This window comes from Thioclava litoralis, assembly GCF_045278885.1.
GTDB lineage: Bacteria > Pseudomonadota > Alphaproteobacteria > Rhodobacterales > Rhodobacteraceae > Thioclava > Thioclava litoralis.
In genome coordinates this window covers 1,316,737-1,338,715 of record NZ_CP135443.1, presented here as the reverse complement: position 1 = coordinate 1,338,715, position 21,979 = coordinate 1,316,737, and the positions used below count along the sequence as shown (strand labels likewise).

Below are 21,979 nucleotides of genomic sequence, written 5' to 3'. Positions count from 1 at the left end.
TCGTCGGGCGCAAGACACCACGCGACAGACAAAAAGGCAAAGCACAAATGCAAAAGAGCGGGCACAAGGCCCGCTCTTTCCGTTCAATCCGGTTAGGGATTAGAACGAGAACTTCATGCCGAGGTCGTACATGACATCGGTGTCGTCCAGGTTCGAGTCAGCGATACCGCCTTTGACCGACAGACCGCCGCCCAGATCGTATTCTGCGCCCAGACCGTACCAGGTCACGTCGTCCGAACCGTCTGCGAAGTAGGTGTTGTCGTCCAGCTCAGCGTATTGGACGTAGCCACCGAAGGTCCATGCGTCCATGGTGTAGTCGGCGCCGATTGCGAAGTAGTTGTCAACCGGGTTGTCTTTGCCGCCTTTGCCGTAGACTGCTTTCACGTTCAGGTCGTTGAACGCGCCAACAAATGCCAGCTCAACCTGGTCCATTTTGTTTGCGGTGTCTGCCGAAACAACGTTGGTTGCTGCGTCGTAGTTGTACAGGCCGGTGACGAAGTTGCCAGCATCGTTGCTGTCAGCATATTCGTAGCCGATACCGAAGGTGTAGTTCTGCCAGGTGTAGGCAGCTGCAACAGCCATCTCTTGGTGATCGTTCTGATCGGTGTAGCCTTCTTTGCCATCCGAGAACGATGCTGCCAGCGAGATCGGGCCGGTCGAGTAGGTGTACAGCAGAACGGGGTTTTCGTTGCCTGCGATACCGAGGTTGCTGTCGCCGGTCAGGTACGCGATGTCGTTGCCGAGACGGCCTTCTTCGTCGCCCAGATCGGTGTAGCCAACTTCGTAGAAGTCGCCCCACAGTGCTTCGGGTGCGCCAACTGCGTCGCCCATTTCAACACGGCCGAACGAACCCGAAACGAACACGGTGCCCGCGCCGCCTTTGGATGCCGAAGCGCCGTTTTCGTCTTCTTGGTCAACACGGAACGAACCGCCGAATGCGATACCCGAGTCCGACTCACCCGACAGGGTGAATTTCACACGTGCACGGCTCGAGAAGTTGATCGCGTCGTCAACCGACTTGACACCCATACGGCCGTCGCCCGAAAGCGAAACTTCTGCTGCTGCGACGCCTGCGGACAGGACCAGAGCGGTCGTCGCGAAGAGAACCTTTTTCATCGTTTTCCCTCATTGTCTCTAAGGTCAGCCCCAACTCAGGGAAATCCGAATTGGGTATGGCAGTCTTTTCACCCTCTGCGCCGCGCAATGCAACGAAAAGCAAAGCCTCGTGAGCACAGGCATATTTGCGTGGTGCACTCTTGCCACACCCCGCCACACGGCGCGGCCCCGCCAATGCGCCCTTTTCCGGCAGTGTGATGACGAATGTTTAAAGGGAAATGCCTTGTCCCCTCTTGGGCCATAAGATAAGGACAAAACCAATAGACGACACTAGATCCTGCGCGCGTGTATGAAGTGTGTGTGGCAGGCGATCAGGGGGCAGCGTTTTGATGACGATCCAAAAGACCATCCGCATGACGGCAGTTGGCGGCCTTATTCTGTCTCTGGCTGCATGCGGCCATAATTTCACGTGGAATCAGAAAAATGCGCCCGAGGGCGGATATCGCGATGTTTCGAAAGAATCGCATATGAGCGATGATGTCGAAGGCGCGACCCGCACGAATCCGGCGGATCGTGGCCCGCGTTCGACGCTGTTCGATCTGTTCAAAAACAATGACGACCCGAATGTGACGGTCGAGGTGAACAAATATATCTGGCAGGCCAGCCTTGATGTGCTCGATTTCCTGCCGATCCAGTCGGTCGACCCGTTCACCGGCGTGATCGTCACCGGCTATGGCACCCCGCCCGGCGGTGGCCGTGCCTATCGTGCCACGATCCATGTCACGGACCCGGCACTGGATGCGCGCTCGTTGAAAGTCGCGCTCGAATCGCGTGGCGGGACGGTATCGGCGGAAACCGTGCAGGCGGTCGAGGATGCGATCCTGACCCGCGCCCGCCAGCTGCGCGTGGCCGATTCGAAGCTGTAAGCGGCCCCGACAGAGGTTCCGAAACGCCCGGCCAAGTGCCGGGCGTTTTGCATAGGGGCCATGCTTTATCCCCAAGCTGTCTGGACCTTGGCCCTGTGGACAGTGTAGCAAGCACGTAAATACAGTAATTCGCAGCTCAAGGGGCGAGACATGGCGCAATACGCACCGAGCCAGACCGAACAGAAATGGCAAGACGCATGGGCGGAGGCCGGTGTTTTCACCGCCAAGCCCGATGCCGATAAAGAGAAATACTATGTGCTCGAGATGTTCCCCTATCCGTCGGGGCGCATCCATATGGGCCATGTGCGCAACTACACCATGGGGGATGTGGTTGCCCGTTACAAAATGAGCTGCGGTCTGGCCGTGCTGCACCCGATGGGCTGGGATGCCTTCGGGATGCCCGCCGAGAATGCCGCGATGGCCTCGGGCGGTCACCCGAAAGACTGGACCTATGCCAATATCGAGACGATGAAGGGCCAGCTGCGCCCGCTGGGCTTCTCGCTTGACTGGACGCGCGAATTCGCGACCTGCGATCCGGAATATTACGGCCAGCAGCAGGCGATGTTCCTTGACATGCTGGATAAGGGTCTGGTCTATCGCAAGAATGCCGTCGTGAACTGGGATCCGGTCGATATGACCGTTCTGGCCAACGAACAGGTGATCGACGGCAAGGGCTGGCGCTCGGGCGCGGATGTCGAGCGTAAGGAACTGACGCAATGGTTCTTCAAGATCTCCGATATGGCGGGCGATCTTCTGGATAGCCTCGAGGGGCTGGACCATTGGCCCGAGAAGGTGCGCCTGATGCAGGCCAACTGGATCGGCAAGTCGCAGGGGCTGGAATTCGGCTTTGAAACGCTGAACGCGCCTGCGGGCTTTGAGACCATCGACTGCTATACCACCCGTCCCGATACGCTGATGGGCGCGGGCTTTGTGGGGATCTCGCCCGATCACCCGCTGGCGAAAGAGCTGGAGAAGGGCAACCCCGAGTTTGCCGCTTTCCTCGCGGACTGCCGCAAGGGCGGCACCACCGAAGAAGCCATCGAGACCGCCGAGAAGCTGGGCCGCGACACCGGCATCCGCGTGAAACACCCGCTGGACCCGAACTGGGAACTGCCGGTCTGGGTCGCCAACTTCATCCTGATGGATTACGGCACCGGCGCGATCTTCGGCTGCCCCGCCCATGACGAGCGCGATTTCGAATTCGCCACCAAATATTCGCTGCCGATCACCCCTGTCTTCACCGCCGAAGGCGCGGAAGAGGCGGCGCTGACCGAGGCCTTCGTTCCGGCGAAAACCGAGAAGGTCCGCTATATCCGTGGATTCGCGGGCAATGACCTGCAAACCGGCGAAGAAGGCGTAGCTACGGCGATCAAGGTCGCCGAAGACAAGGGCTTTGGCAAAGGCGTGACCAAATTCCGCCTGCGCGACTGGGGCCTGTCGCGCCAGCGCTATTGGGGCTGCCCGATTCCGGTCGTCCACTGCCCGACCTGCGGCGTGGTCCCCGAATCGAAGGCCAATCTGCCCGTCCGCCTACCCGATGACGTCACTTTCGACGTTCCGGGCAACCCGCTGGACCGTCACCCGACGTGGCGCGATTGCGCCTGCCCGAAATGTGGGGCAGCGGCCAAGCGTGAAACCGACACGATGGACACCTTTGTGGACAGCTCGTGGTATTACTCGCGCTTCACCTGTGCGCGGGCCGATACGCCCACCACCGATGAGACGAAATACTGGATGAACGTCGACCAGTATATCGGCGGCATCGAGCATGCGATTCTCCACCTGCTCTACTCGCGCTTCTTCGCCCGTGCGATGAACGAGACCGGCCATCTGCCCGATTCGGCGCGTGAGCCCTTCAATGCGCTGTTCACCCAAGGCATGGTGACCCATGCGATCTTCAAGACCACCGGAGCAGACGGTCGCCCCGTCTATCATTACCCCGAGCAGGTCGAAGAGCGCGAAGACGGCACCTATGTGAAGGAAACGGGTGAGAAGGTCACCGTGGTGCCCTCGGCCAAGATGTCGAAATCGAAGAATAACGTCGTGGACCCGATGAATATCATCCGCGATTTCGGTGCCGATACCGCACGCTGGTTTGTTATGTCCGACAGCCCGCCCGAGCGTGATGTCGAATGGACGGCGGCCGGAGCGGAAGCCGCCAGCAAGTTCCTTGCCCGTGTCTGGCGCATTGCCAATGACATCGCGGAAGGGGCCGATGGTGACGCGAAGGCCGATGAAGACCTGATGCGCGCGACCCATAAGGCCATCGACGAGATCACCAAATCCATCGAGGGCTTCGCCTTCAACAAGGCTATCGCGAAGCTTTACGAACAGGCGAACACCCTGTCGAAAACGCAGGCCTCGAATGCGGCCCGCCGCGAAGCGATGAAGCTGACCGCGCAGCTGATGTCGCCGATGGTGCCCCATTTGGCCGAGGATATCTGGGCGTTGATGGGCGGTGAGGGTTTTGTCGTGAAGGCCGCTTGGCCCAAGGCCGATCCGGCGCTGGTGGTGGATGACAACGTCACCCTGCCGATCCAGATCAACGGCAAGCGCCGCTCGGAACTGAGCGTGCCGAAGGATATGCCCAAGGACGAGGTTGAAAAACTGGTTCTGGCAGACGAGCATGTGCAAAAGGCGCTGGCCGGTGGTCAGCCCAAGAAACTGATCGTTGTTCCGGGGCGTATCGTCAATGTGGTCATCTAACCGCCGAACCTTCCTGCTGGGGGCGCTTGCCGCCCCCGCTTTGGCCGCTTGCGGCTTCACTCCCGCCTATGGCCCGCAGGGCGGTGGCGCGAAACTCCTGTCGGCCTTGCAGGTCGATGCCCCCCAAAGCCAGGACGACTTCGCCTATCGCCGCCGCCTGTCCGAACGTCTGGGTCCGGCGCAAACTCCGCGCTACCGCCTGTCCTACACGATCACCACCGGCGTCATGGGACAGGCCATTAGCCAGGACGATGTGACCAACCGCTATTCGCTCAACGGAACGGCCACCTACCGGCTGTATGATATGGCCAATGATGCGGTCCTGTTGACGGGGCGTGTCAGCTCCTTCACCAGCTGGTCGGCAACCGGCACCATTGTTGCTACCCAGACCGCCGAGCGCGACGCCCATAAACGCCTGATGCGTATTCTGGCAGACCAGACCGTGACACGGCTTCTGGCGCAGGCCGGATCGCTTCCCGAATAACCCCATGCGGGCCGTTCCGGCCTTTGCAAGCAAGACCGGCCCAAGAAAGACTCTGGCATGAAACTGACCGGCGCCGCTGCCACACGCTATTTTGCCAAGCCCGATCCAGACCGTATGGGGCTGCTGATCTTCGGGGCGGATGCGATGCGGGTGGCCTTGCGCCGGCAAGAGATGTTGAAGGCGCTTCTGGGGCCCACCGCCGAAGAAGAGATGCGGCTGACCCGCATCGAAGCCTCCGAGCTGCGCCGCGACAGTGCCTTGCTGGCCGATGCCGTCAAAGCCGTGGGCTTCTTCCCCGGCCCTCGGGCGGTTTTCGTGGAACAGGCAACCGACGGTCTGACCGATGCCATCGCAGCGGCGGTCAAGGACTGGCATGCGGGGGACGCACAGATTGTGGTCACCGCAGGGTCGCTGACCGCCAAATCCAAGCTGCGCAAGGTCTTCGAGACGCACCAGAACGCCTATGCCATCGGCATCTATGACGACCCGCCCTCGCGCGAGGAAATCGAGGATATCCTCAAACGCGCGGGCATTGCCCAGATGACGCCCGAGGCCACGACAGACCTGCATAACCTCGCCCGCGCCCTTGATCCGGGTGACTTCCGGCAAACGGTTGATAAGCTTGCGCTTTATATGTATGGCGAAAGCGCCCCCGTCACCCCCGCCGATATCCACGCCTGTGCGCCCGCCACCATCGAGGCAGGCACCGATGACCTGCTGAACATCGTTGCCGAAGGCCGCGCCAATGAGCTGGGGCCCATGATGACCCGCCTGACCGGTCAGGGTATCCAGCCCGTCGCACTTGCCATTCAGGCGCTGCGCCACTTCCGCGCCCTCCATGCTGCGGCCTCCGACCCGGGCGGCCCCGGAGCAGGCATCGCCAAGATGCGCCCGCCCATCTTCGGCCCACGCCGCGACCGGATGCAAAGACAGGCGCAAAGCTGGGGCATGTTCCGTCTGGAAGAGGCGCTCCAGATCCTGATCGAGACCGACCTCACCCTGCGGTCCGCCTCGCGCGCACCACAAATGGCCCTGATCGAGCGTGCCTTCCTGCGGCTGTCGATGATGGCCAGACGATGACGGCGCTGGTCATTGGCGCAGGCCCTGCGGGGCTGATGGCCGCCGAACAGATCGCCCGCGCAGGCCATGCCGTGACCTTGGCAGATGCCATGCCCACGCCCGCCCGCAAATTCCTGATGGCGGGCAAATCGGGGCTGAATCTCACCAAAGACGAACCACCCGAGGCCCTTGCCGCCCATTACCCCGAGGCATGGATCCGCCCCTATGTCACATCCTTCGGCGCCGCGCAGATGCAGGCCTTCGCACGCGACCTCGGCATCGACATCTTCACAGGCTCCAGCGGACGCGTCTTCCCCACCGGCATGAAGGCCTCGCCTTTCCTGCGCGCTTGGCTCGCCCGCCTCGACAGCCTCGGCGTCACAAGACACCAGCGCTGGCACTGGACGGGCTGGGACGGCACCGCCGTCCTTTTCAACACCCCCGACGGCCCGCAAAGACTGACCCCCAAGGTCTGCGTCCTCGCCTTGGGCGGTGCCTCATGGCCCAAACTCGGCTCGACAGGCGGCTGGGCGGAGGCGCTCAAGGCAAAAGGCGTCCTCCTCACCCCCTTCCAACCCGCCAATATGGGCTTCCACATCGACTGGTCGCCCCATATGCAGCCCCATTTCGGCAACCCGCTGAAATCCATCGCGCTCATTACCCCGACCCGCAGCCTGAAAGCAGAATGCGTTCTCTCTGCCCGAGGGCTGGAAGGCGGCGGCATCTATGAACTCTCGGCCGAATTACGCAATGGCGCCCCGCTGGCACTGGACCTGCTGCCCGACACGCCACTCGACGCACTTGCACAGAAACTCGCCAAACCCCGCGGCAAGGCAAGCCTCTCCAACCACCTGCGCAAAATCACCAGACTCGACCCGACCAAGCTGGCGCTTTTGAACGAATGGGCCCGCCCGCTGCCCTCCGACCCAATCCACCTGGCCCGACGCCTGAAACATCTCCCCACCCCCTTGGGCGCCCCCTTCCCGATCACCGAAGCCATCTCCACGGCAGGCGGCATCGCCGCCAAAGCCCTGACAGACAGCCTCGAACTCACAGCCATCCCCAACACCTTCGCCGCAGGGGAAATGCTCGACTGGGAGGCCCCGACAGGCGGCTACCTCCTGACCGCCTGCTTCGCCACCGGATATGCCGCAGGCCGCGCCGCCGCCCGAAGGCTCTCAACCCTTCCAGCTGCCTGACCTTCCAGCTGCCTGAAATATCCCGGGGTGAATGGCCCGCAAGGGCCAGAGGGGCAGCGCCCCTGCCGCGATTGTATCCATCACAAGCCCCCGCTTGACGCGCCAGAGCATTCCCCCGACTGTGGCCGCAAGACAGGGAGCCCCCATGCAAAACCAACGCCTTTTCACCCCGATCCTGATCGGATCCGCCATTATCCTGATGATCAGCTTCGCCATCCGCGCAAGTTTCGGGGTCTTCCAGATCCCGATCGCCGAAGAGTTCAGCTGGCCCCGCGCCGAGTTCTCGCTCGCCATCGCCATCCAGAACCTGTTCTGGGGGATCGGCCAACCCATTTTCGGGGCCATCGCCGAACGTTTCGGCGACCGTCGGGCAATCATTCTGGGGGCCTTCCTTTACGCCGCAGGGCTGGTCTTTTCCTCCTTCGCGACAACGGCTCTGCAACACCAGTTTCTTGAAACCCTCGTCGGGTTCGGCATTGCGGGCACAGGCTTTGGCGTCATCCTCGCCATCGTCGGGCGGGCCAGCTCCGACAAGAACCGGTCTCTGGCGCTTGGCATCGCCACGGCCGCAGGGTCGGCGGGGCAAGTCTTCGGTGCCCCTCTGGCCGAGATCCTGCTGGCCTTCATGAGCTGGCAGAGCGTCTTCATAATCTTCGCCCTGATGATCCTTGCCACCCTCTCCCTGCTGCCCATGCTGCGCGCCCCCGAGGCCAGCGCCCCGAACGGTCCGAGCGAAAGCATGGGGCAGGTGCTGGGCCGCGCGTTCCGCGACCCGAGCTATTCGCTGATTTTTATCGGCTTCTTCTCCTGCGGCTACCAGCTTGGCTTCATCACGGCACATTTCCCCGCCATGATTACCGAAATGTGCGGCGCCATCGCAGCCGGCTCGCTTCTGGCAGGGCTCGGCATCGAGACAACCTCGGCGCTTGGGGCGGTCTCGATTGCCGTCATCGGCATGGCCAATATCGCAGGCACCGTCTTTGCGGGCTGGGCCGGCCATCGCTGGTCCAAGAAATACCTGCTGGCCACGGTTTATCTGGGCCGGACGATTGCGGCAGGGGCCTTCATCCTGTTACCGATCACCCCTGCCTCTGTGCTGGTCTTCTCGCTGGTGATGGGCGCGTTGTGGCTGGCCACGGTGCCGCTGACCTCGGGGCTGGTGGCCCAGATTTACGGGCTGCGCTATATGGGCACGCTCTACGGGGTGGTGTTTTTCAGCCATCAGCTTGGGGCGTTTCTGGGCGTCTGGCTGGGCGGGCGGTTTTACGACATCTACGGCAATTACACCGCGGTCTGGTGGGTGGGCGTAGGGGTCGGGCTGCTCTCGGCCATCATCCATCTGCCCGTGAGAGAACGCCCGCTGGACCTGCAAACCGCCTGAGCCAGCACGCAACGAAAGCCCCGCATCTGCTGGGCTTTTTCCTTCAGGCACCGCTTGTCGCGTCAGAACGCATAGCTTACCCCGATATTCACCGCATTGGTGACAAGATCCGTCGTCAGGCTGCCGCCCTGCTTGAAATCCACATCATTGCGCGACCATGTAAACTGGTATTCGCCAAAGGCCGACCAGCGTTCGGTAAAAGCATAGCTGACGCCCGCGCCCAGCCGGACCGCAGGACCGCCCAGCTGATACCCCCAGGTGCGGTCATTGGCCGTCACCGTCTCAACATGCGGGATGGACACCCCGACCCCTCCCAGCACATAGGGCGTCACCTCTGGCCGCAGCACACCGGGCCAGCGATACATCACATTGACCGTGGCGATATTCAGCCCGTCCGAAAACTCGAAATGCGACATACCGGCCTTGGCCAATGTGGCGCGATCGGCATAGACCTTGGTATGCGTAAACTCCGCGCCCCAGCCAAAACGGGCATCCTGCCAGCGGGTGATACGCGCCCCCCAGTAATAGGGGGCCGTCCAGGAGTTCCCGTCCCAACCGGCTGTAAAGTCGCGGTCACCAAGGTCGAGATGATCGCGGATCCTGACCCCCGAATGCGGAGCGGACTGGCCGCCCAGATAGACCGAGACGTCCGTTTCTGCCAATACGGGTTCAGCCAGCGCAAGCCCCGCGCACCCGCAGGCGACAATTCCGCAGGCAACGCCCCTTGCACGGACCCGCATCGCTCATACTCCCTTTCTGGCACGCAATGGCTTGGCCCGACGCAGCGCGAAAACCTGCGCCGGAAGCCCCGCTCCTGCGGCAAGAACCGGACGCATCCCGCGACGGGCTGCACGACCCGCCGCTTTCGCGCCCCGTCTCAGCAGCCGCCGCATGAAGCTTTCGCGCCGGAACAGGCCATTGCAGGCGATCCCCCAGATCGCGCCCGCCAGAACCTGCCAGATGTCATGATTATGCGACTGGATACGGCTGGCACCGGTGAATGCCGCCGCCAGAATCACCGCCCCCTTTGCCACAGGGCTGGAAAGCAGGCAGCTGTTCACAAGGCTTGCAGCCCCGAATGTGGCCGTCGCGGTATGGCCCGAGGGGAAGCCATAAGGCTTGCCATTGGGCCGCGTGTTCAGCGGAATATCCCCAAGCGTGCGTTTGGTGCCGTGAATTCCGGCAAACAGCACCGCATAGCGGCCCAGATATTCGAGGCCATTACCATTGGCGATCTCGCAGCCCAGCGCCAGAACCGGCAGCGCGATTTGCAGGTGGTCGCCATAGCGGCGCGGGCTGGGTGGGCTAAGCGCGATCACCAGCGCCAGAATCCCCATCACCAGAAGCGGCACCCGCTTTGCACGCAGGCGGCGGCCCGAAGACAGGGAAAAGCTGCGCAAAGGCTGGTTGATCATGGACCACTCCACAACATAAAACGTTGTGGAGAGTTTTCGGAAACGAACCTTACAACCAGATGACAGCCTGTCGGAAAAGGCCGTCTAGCGCGCGTCCTGATCCAGCCCCTGATCTAGCAGAGCCTGCAATCCGGTGCGATAATCGGGATATTTCAGCGTGACGCCCAGCTCATCCTTGATGCGGTCGTTCTTCACGCGGCGCGATTCCGAATAGAAGCTGCGCGCCATCGGCGACATCTCGGCGCTATCGAAATCGACCACGGGTGGTTTGGGCAGGTTCAGCAACTCGGCAGCATAGGCCAGCACCTCGCCCGGATCGATGGGGCAATCGTCGCAGACATTCCACGCCCCCGCCAGATCGCGGCGCAGGATCGCGGCATGGACCACCTGCGCGATATCCTCGACATGGATGCGCGAAAACACCTGCCCCGGCTTGTTGATGATGCGGGCCTTGCCTTGGCGCACCTTTTCAAAGGGCCCCCGACCGGGGCCATAGATGCCCGCCAGCCGGAACAGATTGACCGGAATATCCGCGATCTGGCCCAGACGCGTCCACATCTCTTCGGCCTGAAGGCGGGCGCGCCCCCGCGCGGTAGAGGGCGTGCGCTCGGAATATTCATCCACCCAGCCGCCCTCACGGTCGCCATAGACGCCGATGGTGGACAGATAGCCCATCCATTCCAGTTGCGGCGCATGGGCAATCTCCATCGCGGCGCAGGCCAGCACTGGGTCCATCTGGTCCTCGCCACGCTCGGGCGCCACGGATGACAGGATATGCGTGGCCTCATCCAGCGGCAGCACCGACGGATCATCAGGCGCGGTCCAGAGGATCGGCTTGACCCCCTGCGCCTCGGCCAAAGCGGCACTTTCTTCCGTGCGGACGGTGCCATAGACCGTCCAGCCATTCTCGATCAGTGCAGGCGCAATCGCGCGGGCCGAATAGCCATGCCCGATGGAAAGAAGGGTCTTCATGGCTTTGCCTCGCTATGTTTGTCGATATGGCCCAGATCGCGGTCGGGTTCGATCACATCGCGGATGCGGCGCTTGATCTCTTTGGGTTCGGGGAAGCCGCCATCGCGCTTGCGTTCCCAGATCAGATCGCCATCCAGCCGGATTTCATAGACCCCGCCATAGCCGGGGATCAGCGAGACCTCGGCCAGATCTTCGGTGAAGGTCTGCAACAGTTCCTGCGCCATCCATCCGGCGCGCAAAAGCCAGTTGCAGCCGGTGCAATAGGTGATCGAGATCTTGGGTTTTCGCATCTGTGTCATACGGAAGATGTAGCGCGGACAAAACGTCAAAACAACGCATGATGTTCGCACCATCTTGCGTTGTGGAAAAACCCAAGACACAGTGGGACATGGATATGAACACACTGAAAACATGGCCCGAAGCCGCCACGCGCCTGATTGCCGTGGCCGCAGGGCGCGCGCCCGCCGATCTGGTGATCCGTCAGGGCAAATGGGTCAATGTCCACACCCGCGAGGTGCTGGACGGCCATGATATCGCGATTGCCGATGGCCGCATTGCGGCCGTAGCGCCCGATCTGTCGGCCTCTATCGGCCCCGAGACAGAGGTGATCGAAGCCAAGGGGCGCTTCATGCTTCCCGGCCTATGTGATGCGCATATGCATATCGAAAGCGGCATGCTGACGCCTGCCGAATTTGCCGCAGCCGTCATCCCCCATGGCACCACGACCATGTTCACCGACCCGCATGAGATCGCCAATGTGCTGGGGCTTCAGGGTGTGCGGATGATGCATGACGAGGCTGCCCTTCAGCCGGTGAATATCTTCACCCAGATGCCGTCCTGCGCGCCTTCTGCTCCGGGGCTGGAGACGACGGGCTTCGAGATTTCGCCCGAGGATGTGGCCGAGGCGATGACATGGCCCGGTATCATCGGCTTGGGCGAGATGATGAACTTCCCCGGAGTGGTGAATGCCGACCCCAAGATGCTGGCCGAGATCGCCGCGACCCAAGACGCGGGCAGGACGGTGGGCGGGCATTATGCCTCGCCCGATCTGGGGGCACCCTTCCGCGCCTATGTGGCGGGCGGTCCGGCGGATGACCACGAGGGCACCTGCGAGGCCGATGCGATTGCCCGTATGCGGCAGGGGATGCGCGCGATGGTGCGGCTCGGGAGCGCTTGGTATGATGTGGAAAGCCAGATTACCGCCATTACCGAAAAGGGTCTGGACCCGCGCAATTTCATCCTGTGTACCGATGACTGCCACTCCGGCACTCTGGTCAACGAAGGCCATATGAACCGCGTCTATCGTCACGCGGTCGAGTGCGGGGCCGATCCGCTGGTGGCGCTGCAGATGTGCACGATCAATACCGCCACCCATTTCGGACTGGAGCGCGAGCTGGGCTCGATCACGCCGGGCCGTCGGGCGGATATTATCCTGTCCTCGGATCTCAAGACCCTGCCGGTGGAACATGTCATCGCCCGCGGGAAAACGGTCGCGATGAATGGCACGCTGATGGTCGAGTGTCCGCATTACGACTGGCCGCCTGCTGCTCGGCAGACGGTGAAGCTGGGCAAACGGCTTGGGCCTGAGGATTTCATCATCAAAGCGCCCGAAGGCGCCAATGAGGTCACCGCCCGCGTGATCGGGGTTGTGGAAAACCAGGCGCCTACCCGCGCGCTGACCGCCACCCTGCCCGTCACCGAGGGCCGCGTGGAGGCTCAGGGCGAGGTCGCCCAGATCGCGCTGGTCGAACGCCATCGCGCCACGGGTCAGGTCACCAACGGCTTTGTCTCGGGCTTCGGCTATACAGGGCGGATGGCGATGGGGTCCACCGTGGCCCATGACAGCCACCATATGATCATTGTCGGCACCGACCGCGAGATGATGGCCAAATGCGCCAATCGTCTGGGCGAGATGGGCGGCGGGATTTCCGTCTGGAAGGATGGCGAGGAACTGGCCTCGGTGCCGCTGCCGATTGCGGGGCTGATGTCGGATGATCCGGCGGCCACCGTGGCGGGACGCGCCGATGCGATGGTCGCGGCGATGGCCGCCTGCGGCTGCACCCTGAACAACGCCTATATGCAGCACAGCCTGCTAGCCCTTGTGGTGATCCCCGAAATCCGGATCTCGGACCTTGGCCTTGTGGATGTGACGAAATTCGAACTGACGGAGCTTTTTGAATGAGTGAGCGCCTCGAAATCCAGATGCCAGCAACCGCCGAGCCGGAATTCTTTGATGATGCGAAGGCCGCCGTGGCCCGCGTGATCGCGCTTTACGAAGAGGCGACCAGCTTCCTGCTGGAGAAGTTCAACGCCACGATGGAAAGCGGTCAGGCCGCCACGCGGTATCGCGCCTTCTATCCGGAAGTTCGGGTCACCGTGGCCTCGCATCTCAAACATGACAGCCGGCTGAGCTTTGGCCATGTGCCGGTGCCGGGGGTCTTTGCCACCACGATCACCCGCCCCGATCTGTTCCGCAACTATCTGACCCAGCAGCTGGACCTGATGATCCGCAATCACGGCATCAAGGTGCAGGTGGGGCCTTCGAACACCGCGATGCCGGTGCATTTCGCCGTGGCCTCACGCCCCGATGTGACGATCCCACAGGAAGGCGCGCTTGATTTCTCGCTGCGCGATGTCTTCGATGTGCCCGATCTGGCGAATATGAACGATGATATCGTCAATGGCACCTTCACTGTAGGCCCCGATGGCACCAAACCTCTGGCGCCCTTCACCGCCCAGCGGGTGGATTATTCGCTGGCGCGGCTGTCGCATTACACCGCGACCTCGGCCGAGCATTTCCAGAACCATGTGCTGTTTACCAACTACCAGTTCTATGTGGATGAATTCGAGAAGATGGCCCGCGAGAAACTGGCTGATCCGTCTTCGGGTTATACCAGCTTCGTGGCGCCCGGCAATTTCGAGATCACCGACCCTCAGGGCGATATTCCGGGGCTGGCGAAACTGCCGCAGATGCCCACCTACCATATGAAGAAACCCGATGGTCAGGGGATCACGCTGGTCAATATCGGGGTCGGCCCGTCGAATGCCAAAACCGCGACCGACCATATTGCCGTGCTGCGTCCGCATGCCTGGCTGATGGTGGGCCATTGCGCGGGGCTGCGCAATTCGCAGAAGCTGGGGGATTTCGTGCTGGCCCATGCTTACCTGCGCGAAGACCATGTGCTGGATGATGACCTGCCGATCTGGGTGCCGATCCCGCCCTTGGCCGAGATTCAGGTGGCATTGCAGGATGCCGTGGCCGAGGTCACCCGGCTTGAGGGCTACGAGCTCAAGCGCATCATGCGCACAGGCACCGTGGCCAGTATCGACAACCGCAACTGGGAACTCCGCGACCAGACCGGCCCCGTGCAAAGGCTCAGCCAGTCCCGCGCTGTCGCACTGGATATGGAAAGCGCCACGATTGCCGCCAACGGGTTCCGCTTCCGTGTGCCCTATGGCACGCTTCTCTGCGTGTCGGACAAGCCGCTGCATGGCGAGCTGAAGCTGCCCGGCATGGCCACCGAATTCTACCGCACGCAAGTGGCCAACCATCTACAGATCGGGGTGCGCGCGATGGAACTGATCTCGGCCATGCCGCTGGATCGCATCCACAGTCGCAAATTGCGAAGCTTTGAAGAAACCGCCTTCCTCTAAATGGGTCTCGCCTGCCAATCATGCAGAATTCATGTATCGCGCGCGATTTTTCGCGCGTGACATATGAAAAACCCTTGCAGGCGCGCGAAAAACCGTGTGTTACAAGGCCCACGAGCGATTTTCGCGCCTGATAATTGATCCCGCAAAAGCGGGGCGACAAAGAGGAATATTTGATGTCGAAACCGATGACCAAAACCCAACTGGTGACCGCTCTGGCCGAAACCATGGGTTCGGATAAGAAGACTGCATCGGCAGCTCTGGATGCGATCAGCGAAATCGTGACCAAAGAAGTGGCTGAAGGCGGCGCTGTGACGCTTCCGGGTCTTGGCAAATTCATGTGCAAAGATCGCCCCGAGCGTCAGGTCCGCAACCCCGCCACCGGCGAAACCATGACCAAACCGGCAGACCGTCAGGTGAAAGTCACCATCGCAAAAGCGCTGAAAGACTCGGTCAACGGCTAATTTCGCCGACAAACGACATCTTGGAGAGGGTCGCCGTTACTTCGCGCGGCCCTCTTTTCGTATCGGATAGGACAATCATGGATTTCCGTGCAATTTTCATGGGGCTGGCCTTTGCCCTGATGTGGTCTTCGGCCTTCACGTCCGCCCGGATCATTGTCACCGAGGCCCCGCCAATGGCGGCGCTGGCCGCGCGGTTCCTGCTGTCGGGTCTTGTCGGATGCGGACTTGCCGCCGCTTTAGGCCAGAGCCTGCGGCTCAGTGCCGCCCAATGGCGCGGCGTGATCATCTTCGGCCTGTGCCAGAACGCGATCTATCTGGGGCTCAATTTCATCGCCATGCAATGGGTGGGGGCCTCGGTTGCCTCGATCATCGCCTCAACCATGCCGCTGATCGTGGCCGGACTGAGCTGGATCGTATTGCGTGACCGGATGAAGCCGCTCGGTCTTGCCGGTCTGGTGCTTGGCATTATGGGAGTCGCCATCATTATGGGCGCGCGTCTTTCGGGCGGGATCAGCCCGATGGGGGTGGCATTGTGCTTTGCGGGCGCAATGGCGCTGGCTGTGGCGACCTTGGCCGTGCGCGGCGCGACCTCGGGGGGCAATGTGCTGATGACCGTCGGCTTGCAGATGTTTGTCGGAGCCATTCCGCTCAGCCTGCTTTCGGCCTTCTTCGAGCCGCATGATATCATCTACACACCGAAACTGGTGATCGCCTTTCTGTATACCGCCTTGGTGCCCGGTGTTCTGGCGACGTGGGTCTGGTTCCTTCTGGTCGAGCGTCTGGGCCCGATCAAGGCCGCCACATTCCACTTCCTGAACCCCTTCTTCGGCGTCGCACTCGCCGCGATCATCCTGCACGAACCTCTGGGCTTGGGCGATTTCATCGGTGTGGCCGTGATCACGCTGGGCATTATCGCCGTGCAATATTCCAAACGCAGCCCCTCGCAACTGAAGCTGACCCCCAGCACCGCCCAAGAGCCCGCCCCCTCTGGCCACTAGGGGCTTGGCCCTGCGGGCGGTCGCGCCAGAGGGGCTGGCAGGCGCGGGCGTCCGCTTTCCGCCCCCGTAGAACAGAACCGGCGGGCTTATTTCAGGATGGCGCGCAACCGTTCCAGCGCGGCATCGGCCTTGGCGGCAGACTCGGCCAGCCCGTCGGCCACATCACCGCGCAGATCGTCCGTCATACCGTCGCGGCGCAAGATCTTGGCACCGGACCGCGTCACCGATGTCAGATTGGCCAGCGTATGCGCGATGTCCCGCAATTCCTCGCGCAGGTCGGTTTCGGTCCGCCTGCTGATATCCGTGCGCTTGGCACAGATCAGGATATGCTGGATCCGGTTGTCACGATCTTGCAGCGGCATCATGGTGACATCCCAATGGGTGGCATATCCCGGCCCGTGCCAGACCGTCTGGAAACCGCTCCGCTGCCCCTGAAACGCCAGATCGACACAGCTCCGCGCGGTCGCCCCGTCCGGACCCTCAAGCACATCGGCCCAAGCCTGCGTACAGATCTCGACAAATCCGGCATCCCCCAACAAGACCCCGTGCCGATGGGCGGCCACGATAAGGTTCTGCCTGTCGAGGATCAGCGCACAGGTCTCTGCCGGCGGCGTCGCATCCGTGCCGGATGTCTCGACCTCGGTATATTCGGCAGGGGCCGAAAATCCCTGCGCCTGCAGAAATTCCTTTACCAACAACATAGGCTTGTTCCGCTGAAATCGTCGTTCTGCGGCCAGTATCGGAAAACCAGGCCTTTTCATCAATAATTTTCTATAGTTTCAGCCCAATACGTTAGGACAAAAACAAGAGATATCGAGCAGGGCGGGAACCGAATCCGCTGGCGGGTGTTGTTAGCTCAAACGCAGTTAGCTTGGAGTAGTAACATGGCCGGACTTGGTTGGATTGCAGCAATTATCGTGGGTGGCCTCGCCGGATGGATCGCTGAGAAGCTGATGCATTCGAATATGGGCCTGCTGATGAATATCGTTCTGGGCATCGTTGGTGCCGTTGTTCTGAACTTCATCCTGTTCGCCATTGTCGGCACCACGATGGGCGGCTGGATCGGTCAGCTGATCGTTGGTGTGATCGGCGCCTGCCTGCTGATCGGCGGCTATCGCATGATCCGCCGCGCCTAAACGCGCCCCGCCTTCATTGTCTCGGAAAAGCCTGGCCCTCTTGGGTCAGGTTTTTTCGTTTGACGCGACGGGCTACGCTTTCTAAGCGAGAGAAAAAGGAGCGCGCCCCGATGAGTGACAAACCCGTATCCGACAAATCTGTCGAGCCCCCGAAAAAGCCCAAACGCCCGCAGGAGGTCTATACGCTGGTCGTCGAGGTCGGGCGCTGCGCCAATGACGGCCTGCCCAAAGGGGCGACAGGCGGGGCGCTGATGTGCTTTGCCTCGGGGGTCGACGAGGCCGAAGCCGTGCGCGAAACCGTGGCAATCCTCAAACAGGCCGAGCTGGCCCCGCTGGATGTGAACAGCTACGGCACCTTGGCCGAGCGCGAGAAACAGGGCCATGAGGTGGGCGAGGACGAGCGCGCCCTGATGCAGCGGGCTCTGGACGAGAATTCGGTTATCGTTGCGCAGATGACCCCGTTCTTCAAAGACAGCTAAGCGCCCCATACCGGACCTGCGCCCGACTGACGGGAAACGGGTGGCAAGAAGCTGCTGCCCGTCCTGCTCTTTCACGCGGGCTCACAGCGGCTTGATTGCAACCCAACGGCGTCCTGCTACACTGGTCACAAAGGCGGCATATAAGCCGCGTGTTCGAGCAGAAAAAGGGACGCCCATGTTTCGTGCCGCTAAAGTGACTTTCATCTCTCTGATGGCTCTGACCAGCCTGTCGGCCTGTGCGGGGCCGGTCGATGTCTCGCCGCGCCCGATGGTGCGGGGGGCGGATCCGGTGGCAGATCCGGTGCCGGATACCGATCCGGCCACGCAGGCCCGTTTTCAGGCTTGGGTCAATAATTTCCGCAGCCGTGCCCTGTCGAGCGGGATTTCCGAACGCACATGGGACCGCGCCACCCGTGGCATCAAATATAACCCCAAAGTGATCGAGCGCGACCGCTACCAGTCCGAGTTCACCAAATCCATCTGGGACTATCTCGACAGCGCGGTCTCCGATACCCGCATTGCCAATGGCCGTGCGGTTCTGGCGCAAAACCGTGCCGCGCTTGACAAGATCGAAGCGCGCTACGGGGTGCCCAAAGAGGTCGTCGTGGCCGTATGGGGGATGGAATCCAATTACGGGGCCAATCGCGGCAAAATGGCTGTGGTGTCCTCGCTGGCGACGCTGGCCTATGATGGCCGCCGTGGCGAGTTTTTCGCCAAACAGCTGATTGCGGCGCTGCAAATCATCGATGCGGGGGATATCGATGCCGACCACATGACCGGCTCTTGGGCGGGGGCGATGGGCCATACCCAGTTCATCCCCACCTCCTATCTCAGCTATGCGGTTGATTTCACGGGGGATGGCCGCCGTGACATCTGGTCGAACGACCCGACCGACGCCTTGGCCTCGACCGCGTCCTATCTGGCGAAATCCGGCTGGCAGCGCGGGCAGGAATGGGGCCGCGAAGTGGTGCTGCCCGCAGGTTTCAACTATGGCCTGACGGGCAAGGGAACGCGCAAGACGGCAGCGCAATGGGCGGCACTTGGCGTGCGTGATGCGCAGGGCCGCGCGCTTCCCGATATGGGCGCCACCTCGATCATCGTGCCGGCAGGGGCCAAGGGACCGGCCTTCCTGATTTCGGGCAATTTCCGTGCGATCCTGCATTACAACAATGCCGATAGCTACGCGCTGGGGGTGTCGCATCTGGCGGACCGGATCGCGGGCAAGGGGCCCTTCGTGCGGGATTGGCCGCGCACCGGAAAACCGCTGAGCGAGGCCCAGAAGATCGAACTGCAAGAGCGCCTGACCGCGCGCGGTTTCGACACGCAGGGCACCGACGGCAAAATCGGGGCCAATACCACCGAGGCAATCGTTGCCTACCAGCGTTCGGCGGGTCTGGCACCGGACGGGTATCCGACATTGGAACTCTTGCAGACCCTGCGCTAACGCGCTTTCATGGCGGGACCAGTTAGGAGCCCCGCCATGACGACCCAGCTAGAGACCGCTTTCGCCGCCATTGATGCCGCAAATGCGCAAGACCCCAATCTGGAGGACGGTCAGCCTGCCGCCCTGCTATACGGTCAGCGCATGAGCGCCGAGCAGGCGGCGCTGTGTCCCCATGCCTCGGACCGCCTGAAAATCGCGGCGCGGGGCCAGCATATCGAACGCTGGACATTGCCGCGCGACACCTATCCACAAGGTCGTGCAGGCTATCTGGAATGGCGTCGCGAACAGGGCCGCAGGCATGCCGCCCGTGTGGGGGCGATCATGGCAGAGGCGGGCTATGGGGCCGAGGATGTCGCGCAGGTCGAAAAGATGCTGCGCAAGGAAGGGATCAAGCGCGACACGGAAGTGCAGGCGCTGGAAGATATCATCTGCTTTACCTTCATCCGCCATTATCTGGGCGGGTTCGCGCAGACCCAAGAGACGGAGCAGCTTCTGGAGATCGTCCGGAAAACCGCGCGTAAAATGTCGCCCGAGGCGCGCGAGAAAGCCCTTGCCACATTCGAGATGCCCGAGGCCTTCGCGGCAGCCTTTGCCTGAGGCTATGCCCCGGATTTTGCCCTGACTTTATCAGATGATGTCGCCAGAGCCGGAGCCGTTCGCGGAAAGCCGCTTCCGGTCTGCCCCCTGTCTGGGCGTGGCAAACGTGCGGCTGTTTACGAAAACAGCCCCCGAAGAGATCTTCGGGGGCTGTCTGGCAGAATGGCAGCCCTGAGGGGCTGCACCGGAAGTCAGTCGCGCAGCAACTCGTTCACGCCGGTTTTCGAACGGGTCTTTTCGTCCACACGTTTCACGATCACGGCGCAATAGAGGCTGACGCCGTTTTTCGACGGCATGGAGCCCGAGACGACCACCGAATAGGGCGGCACTTCGCCATACATCACTTCGCCGGTTTCACGGTCCACGATCTTGGTCGACTGGCCGATATAGACGCCCATGCCCAGCACCGAGCCCTCGCGGACGATCACGCCCTCGACAACCTCGGAGCGCGCACCGATGAAGCAGTTGTCCTCGATGATGGTCGGACCCGCCTGCATGGGTTCCAGCACGCCGCCGATGCCGACGCCGCCCGACAGGTGCACGCCCTTGCCGATTTGTGCGCAGGAGCCGACGGTCGCCCAAGTGTCGACCATCGTGCCCTCATCCACGAAAGCGCCCAGATTGACGAAGGACGGCATCAGCACCACGCCCTTGGCAATATAGGCCGATTTGCGCACGACGCAGTTGGGCACGGCGCGGAAACCTGCGGCCTTCCACTGGTTCTCGCCCCAGCCTTTGAACTTGCTGTCGACCTTATCCCACCAGCCGCTGCCTTGCGGGCCGCCTTCGTGGATTTCCATGTCTTTCAGGCGGAAGCCCAGCAGCACGGCTTTCTTCGCCCATTGGTTCACATGCCAGTTGCCGTCTGCCTGCTTTTCGGCCACGCGCAGCTTGCCCGAATCCAATGCGTTCAGGGTATCGGTGATCGCCTCGCGGGTCTCGCCGGTGGTTGCGGGCGTGATCGTGTCGCGGGTTTCCCAGGCGGCTTCGATGGCCGCTTCAAGCTGTGCATTCGACATGGTCTTCTCCAAGCATTTCGATTGAGACCCGTAATGCCAGTGCTTTCGGAATTTCTCAATGCAAAACCTGTTTTATGGGAGTCTGGCAGAACCGCGACAAAGCGCATAGGTTCGCCGAAATTCAGAAACAGGAGTTTTCATGGCCAGCGAACACGACCCCGCCTTTCAGGAGCCGCATAATTCGACGCTGCGCGACAGTGTCGAGGATGCCCGCTCTGCCGAGCGTGTTCCCGACACGCCGCAGACCCGCTCGCCCGCCTACAAGCTGGCCTTCACCGATAAAGACTTCCTGATGCGCGAAGAGCTGCGGCCCGTGCGCCTGCAGCTTGAACTGCTCAAGCCACAGCTCATCATGGATGAACGTGGCATCGAATCGACGGTGGTCATGTTTGGCGGCGCACGCATTCCCTCGCCCGAAAAGAAAGACACCGCCAAGACACCGCAACTGGCCGAGCTGACAAAATATTACACCGAGGCCGAACGGTTTGCCGAACTGGTCACCGCCCGTTCGCTTGAGGCCTATGGCCGCGAGCTGGTGGTCTGCACGGGCGGCGGCCCGGGGGTGATGGAGGCCGGCAATCGCGGTGCGCATAAAGCGGGCGGGGAATCTATCGGGCTGAATATCCTGTTGCCGCATGAACAGGCCCCCAATGCCTATGTCACCCCTGCCCTGTCCTTCAACTTCCACTATTTCGCCATCCGCAAGATGCACTTCCTGATGCGGGCCGCGGCGATCGTAGTCTTTCCGGGGGGCTTCGGGACATTGGACGAGATGTTCGAAAGCCTTACCCTGATCCAGACCCGACGGATGAAACGGGTGCCGGTCATCCTGTTCGGCCGTGAATTCTGGCAGAAGATCATCAACTGGGAGGCGCTGGCCGAGGCAGGCACCATCGCGCATGAGGATCTGGATCTGGTGCGCTTTGTCGAGACGGCAGAAGAGGCGATGGCCGTGCTGGAGGCTTTCCACCCCGAGTGTGAATGCTGACCCCG

Annotated in this window: 22 protein-coding genes; 15 read left to right on the top strand and 7 right to left on the bottom strand. The window is 61.8% G+C overall.

Annotated elements, in window-relative coordinates; genetic code table 11:
• Window positions 1-99: 99 nt before the first annotated feature.
• Window positions 100-1,116 carry a porin gene (locus RPE78_RS06585; RefSeq protein WP_406721565.1) on the bottom strand — a complete coding sequence of 339 codons (1,017 nt, stop codon included), beginning with the start codon at window positions 1,114-1,116 and terminating at the stop codon, window positions 100-102.
• A gap of 329 nt (window positions 1,117-1,445) precedes the next feature.
• Here RPE78_RS06585 and RPE78_RS06580 point away from each other — a divergent pair, with 329 nt between their 5' ends.
• The 6 genes from RPE78_RS06580 (at window position 1,446) to RPE78_RS06555 (ending at window position 8,811) form a co-directional block, all read left to right on the top strand.
• Window positions 1,446-1,982: a DUF3576 domain-containing protein gene (locus RPE78_RS06580; protein ID WP_406721564.1), complete on the top strand. Its 537-nt coding sequence runs from the start codon at window positions 1,446-1,448 to the stop codon at window positions 1,980-1,982.
• 150 nt (window positions 1,983-2,132) lie between these two features.
• Complete coding sequence (gene leuS / locus RPE78_RS06575) at window positions 2,133-4,688, top strand: leucine--tRNA ligase (RefSeq protein ID WP_406721563.1); 2,556 nt, start codon at window positions 2,133-2,135, stop codon at window positions 4,686-4,688.
• A complete protein-coding gene (gene lptE, locus RPE78_RS06570; RefSeq protein ID WP_339108702.1) occupies window positions 4,675-5,172 on the top strand; it encodes an LPS assembly lipoprotein LptE in 498 nt (165 codons plus the stop codon). The genes leuS and lptE overlap by 14 nt, the downstream gene beginning before the upstream one ends.
• 57 nt (window positions 5,173-5,229) lie before the next feature.
• Entirely contained in the window at window positions 5,230-6,252 is a 1,023-nt protein-coding gene (gene holA / locus RPE78_RS06565; RefSeq protein WP_406721562.1) for a DNA polymerase III subunit delta, read from the top strand.
• A complete protein-coding gene (locus tag RPE78_RS06560) occupies window positions 6,249-7,430 on the top strand; it encodes a TIGR03862 family flavoprotein (RefSeq protein ID WP_406721561.1) in 1,182 nt (393 codons plus the stop codon). The genes holA and RPE78_RS06560 overlap by 4 nt, the downstream gene beginning before the upstream one ends.
• 145 nt (window positions 7,431-7,575) lie before the next feature.
• A complete protein-coding gene (locus RPE78_RS06555) occupies window positions 7,576-8,811 on the top strand; it encodes an MFS transporter (protein WP_406721560.1) in 1,236 nt (411 codons plus the stop codon).
• A gap of 62 nt (window positions 8,812-8,873) precedes the next feature.
• Here RPE78_RS06555 and RPE78_RS06550 read toward each other — a convergent pair whose 3' ends face one another.
• The 4 genes from RPE78_RS06550 to RPE78_RS06535 form a co-directional block, all read right to left on the bottom strand.
• On the bottom strand, window positions 8,874-9,473 hold the full coding sequence (locus RPE78_RS06550; RefSeq protein WP_339108698.1) for an outer membrane beta-barrel protein: 600 nt from the start codon (window positions 9,471-9,473) through the stop codon (window positions 8,874-8,876).
• Between the two features lie 81 nt (window positions 9,474-9,554).
• Window positions 9,555-10,226 carry a phosphatase PAP2 family protein gene (locus tag RPE78_RS06545; RefSeq protein ID WP_406721559.1) on the bottom strand — a complete coding sequence of 224 codons (672 nt, stop codon included), beginning with the start codon at window positions 10,224-10,226 and terminating at the stop codon, window positions 9,555-9,557.
• Between the two features lie 84 nt (window positions 10,227-10,310).
• The gene (locus RPE78_RS06540) at window positions 10,311-11,198 is read right to left on the bottom strand and encodes an SDR family oxidoreductase (protein WP_406721558.1); all 888 of its coding nucleotides are present in this window, start codon (window positions 11,196-11,198) and stop codon (window positions 10,311-10,313) included.
• Entirely contained in the window at window positions 11,195-11,497 is a 303-nt protein-coding gene (locus RPE78_RS06535; RefSeq protein WP_339108695.1) for a SelT/SelW/SelH family protein, read from the bottom strand. The genes RPE78_RS06540 and RPE78_RS06535 overlap by 4 nt, the downstream gene beginning before the upstream one ends.
• An 89-nt stretch (window positions 11,498-11,586) precedes the next feature.
• Between RPE78_RS06535 and ade the strand changes: the two genes are divergently transcribed.
• The 4 genes from ade to RPE78_RS06515 all read left to right on the top strand — a co-directional run bounded on the left by ade (window position 11,587) and on the right by RPE78_RS06515 (window position 16,311).
• A complete protein-coding gene (gene ade, locus RPE78_RS06530; RefSeq protein WP_406721557.1) occupies window positions 11,587-13,380 on the top strand; it encodes an adenine deaminase in 1,794 nt (597 codons plus the stop codon).
• The gene (locus tag RPE78_RS06525) at window positions 13,377-14,852 is read left to right on the top strand and encodes an AMP nucleosidase (RefSeq protein WP_406721556.1); all 1,476 of its coding nucleotides are present in this window, start codon (window positions 13,377-13,379) and stop codon (window positions 14,850-14,852) included. Before ade ends, RPE78_RS06525 begins: the two co-directional genes overlap by 4 nt.
• 173 nt (window positions 14,853-15,025) lie before the next feature.
• Window positions 15,026-15,313, top strand: a complete 288-nt coding sequence (locus RPE78_RS06520; protein WP_339108692.1) for an HU family DNA-binding protein — start codon at window positions 15,026-15,028, stop codon at window positions 15,311-15,313.
• Between the two features lie 77 nt (window positions 15,314-15,390).
• Window positions 15,391-16,311, top strand: a complete 921-nt coding sequence (locus tag RPE78_RS06515) for a DMT family transporter (protein ID WP_406721555.1) — start codon at window positions 15,391-15,393, stop codon at window positions 16,309-16,311.
• Window positions 16,312-16,397: 86 nt separating this feature from the next.
• On the opposite strand, the gene RPE78_RS06510 is transcribed toward RPE78_RS06515, so the two are convergent.
• Window positions 16,398-17,012, bottom strand: coding sequence for a hypothetical protein (locus RPE78_RS06510; RefSeq protein WP_406721554.1), 615 nt, complete (start codon window positions 17,010-17,012; stop codon window positions 16,398-16,400).
• A 183-nt stretch (window positions 17,013-17,195) separates the two neighbouring features.
• Here RPE78_RS06510 and RPE78_RS06505 point away from each other — a divergent pair, with 183 nt between their 5' ends.
• The 4 genes from RPE78_RS06505 (at window position 17,196) to RPE78_RS06490 (ending at window position 19,967) form a co-directional block, all read left to right on the top strand.
• Entirely contained in the window at window positions 17,196-17,447 is a 252-nt protein-coding gene (locus tag RPE78_RS06505) for a GlsB/YeaQ/YmgE family stress response membrane protein (RefSeq protein WP_339108689.1), read from the top strand.
• A 110-nt stretch (window positions 17,448-17,557) separates the two neighbouring features.
• Window positions 17,558-17,926 carry a hypothetical protein gene (locus RPE78_RS06500; RefSeq protein WP_339108688.1) on the top strand — a complete coding sequence of 123 codons (369 nt, stop codon included), beginning with the start codon at window positions 17,558-17,560 and terminating at the stop codon, window positions 17,924-17,926.
• Window positions 17,927-18,101: 175 nt separating this feature from the next.
• The gene (locus tag RPE78_RS06495) at window positions 18,102-19,370 is read left to right on the top strand and encodes a lytic murein transglycosylase (protein ID WP_406721553.1); all 1,269 of its coding nucleotides are present in this window, start codon (window positions 18,102-18,104) and stop codon (window positions 19,368-19,370) included.
• A gap of 36 nt (window positions 19,371-19,406) precedes the next feature.
• A complete protein-coding gene (locus tag RPE78_RS06490) occupies window positions 19,407-19,967 on the top strand; it encodes a DUF4202 domain-containing protein (RefSeq protein ID WP_406721552.1) in 561 nt (186 codons plus the stop codon).
• A 191-nt stretch (window positions 19,968-20,158) separates the two neighbouring features.
• Here the strand turns inward: RPE78_RS06490 and dapD are convergent, their stop codons facing one another.
• Entirely contained in the window at window positions 20,159-20,986 is an 828-nt protein-coding gene (gene dapD, locus RPE78_RS06485) for a 2,3,4,5-tetrahydropyridine-2,6-dicarboxylate N-succinyltransferase (RefSeq protein ID WP_406721551.1), read from the bottom strand.
• A gap of 139 nt (window positions 20,987-21,125) precedes the next feature.
• Here dapD and RPE78_RS06480 point away from each other — a divergent pair, with 139 nt between their 5' ends.
• On the top strand, window positions 21,126-21,974 hold the full coding sequence (locus tag RPE78_RS06480) for an LOG family protein (protein WP_339108684.1): 849 nt from the start codon (window positions 21,126-21,128) through the stop codon (window positions 21,972-21,974).
• Window positions 21,975-21,979: the final 5 nt, after the last annotated feature.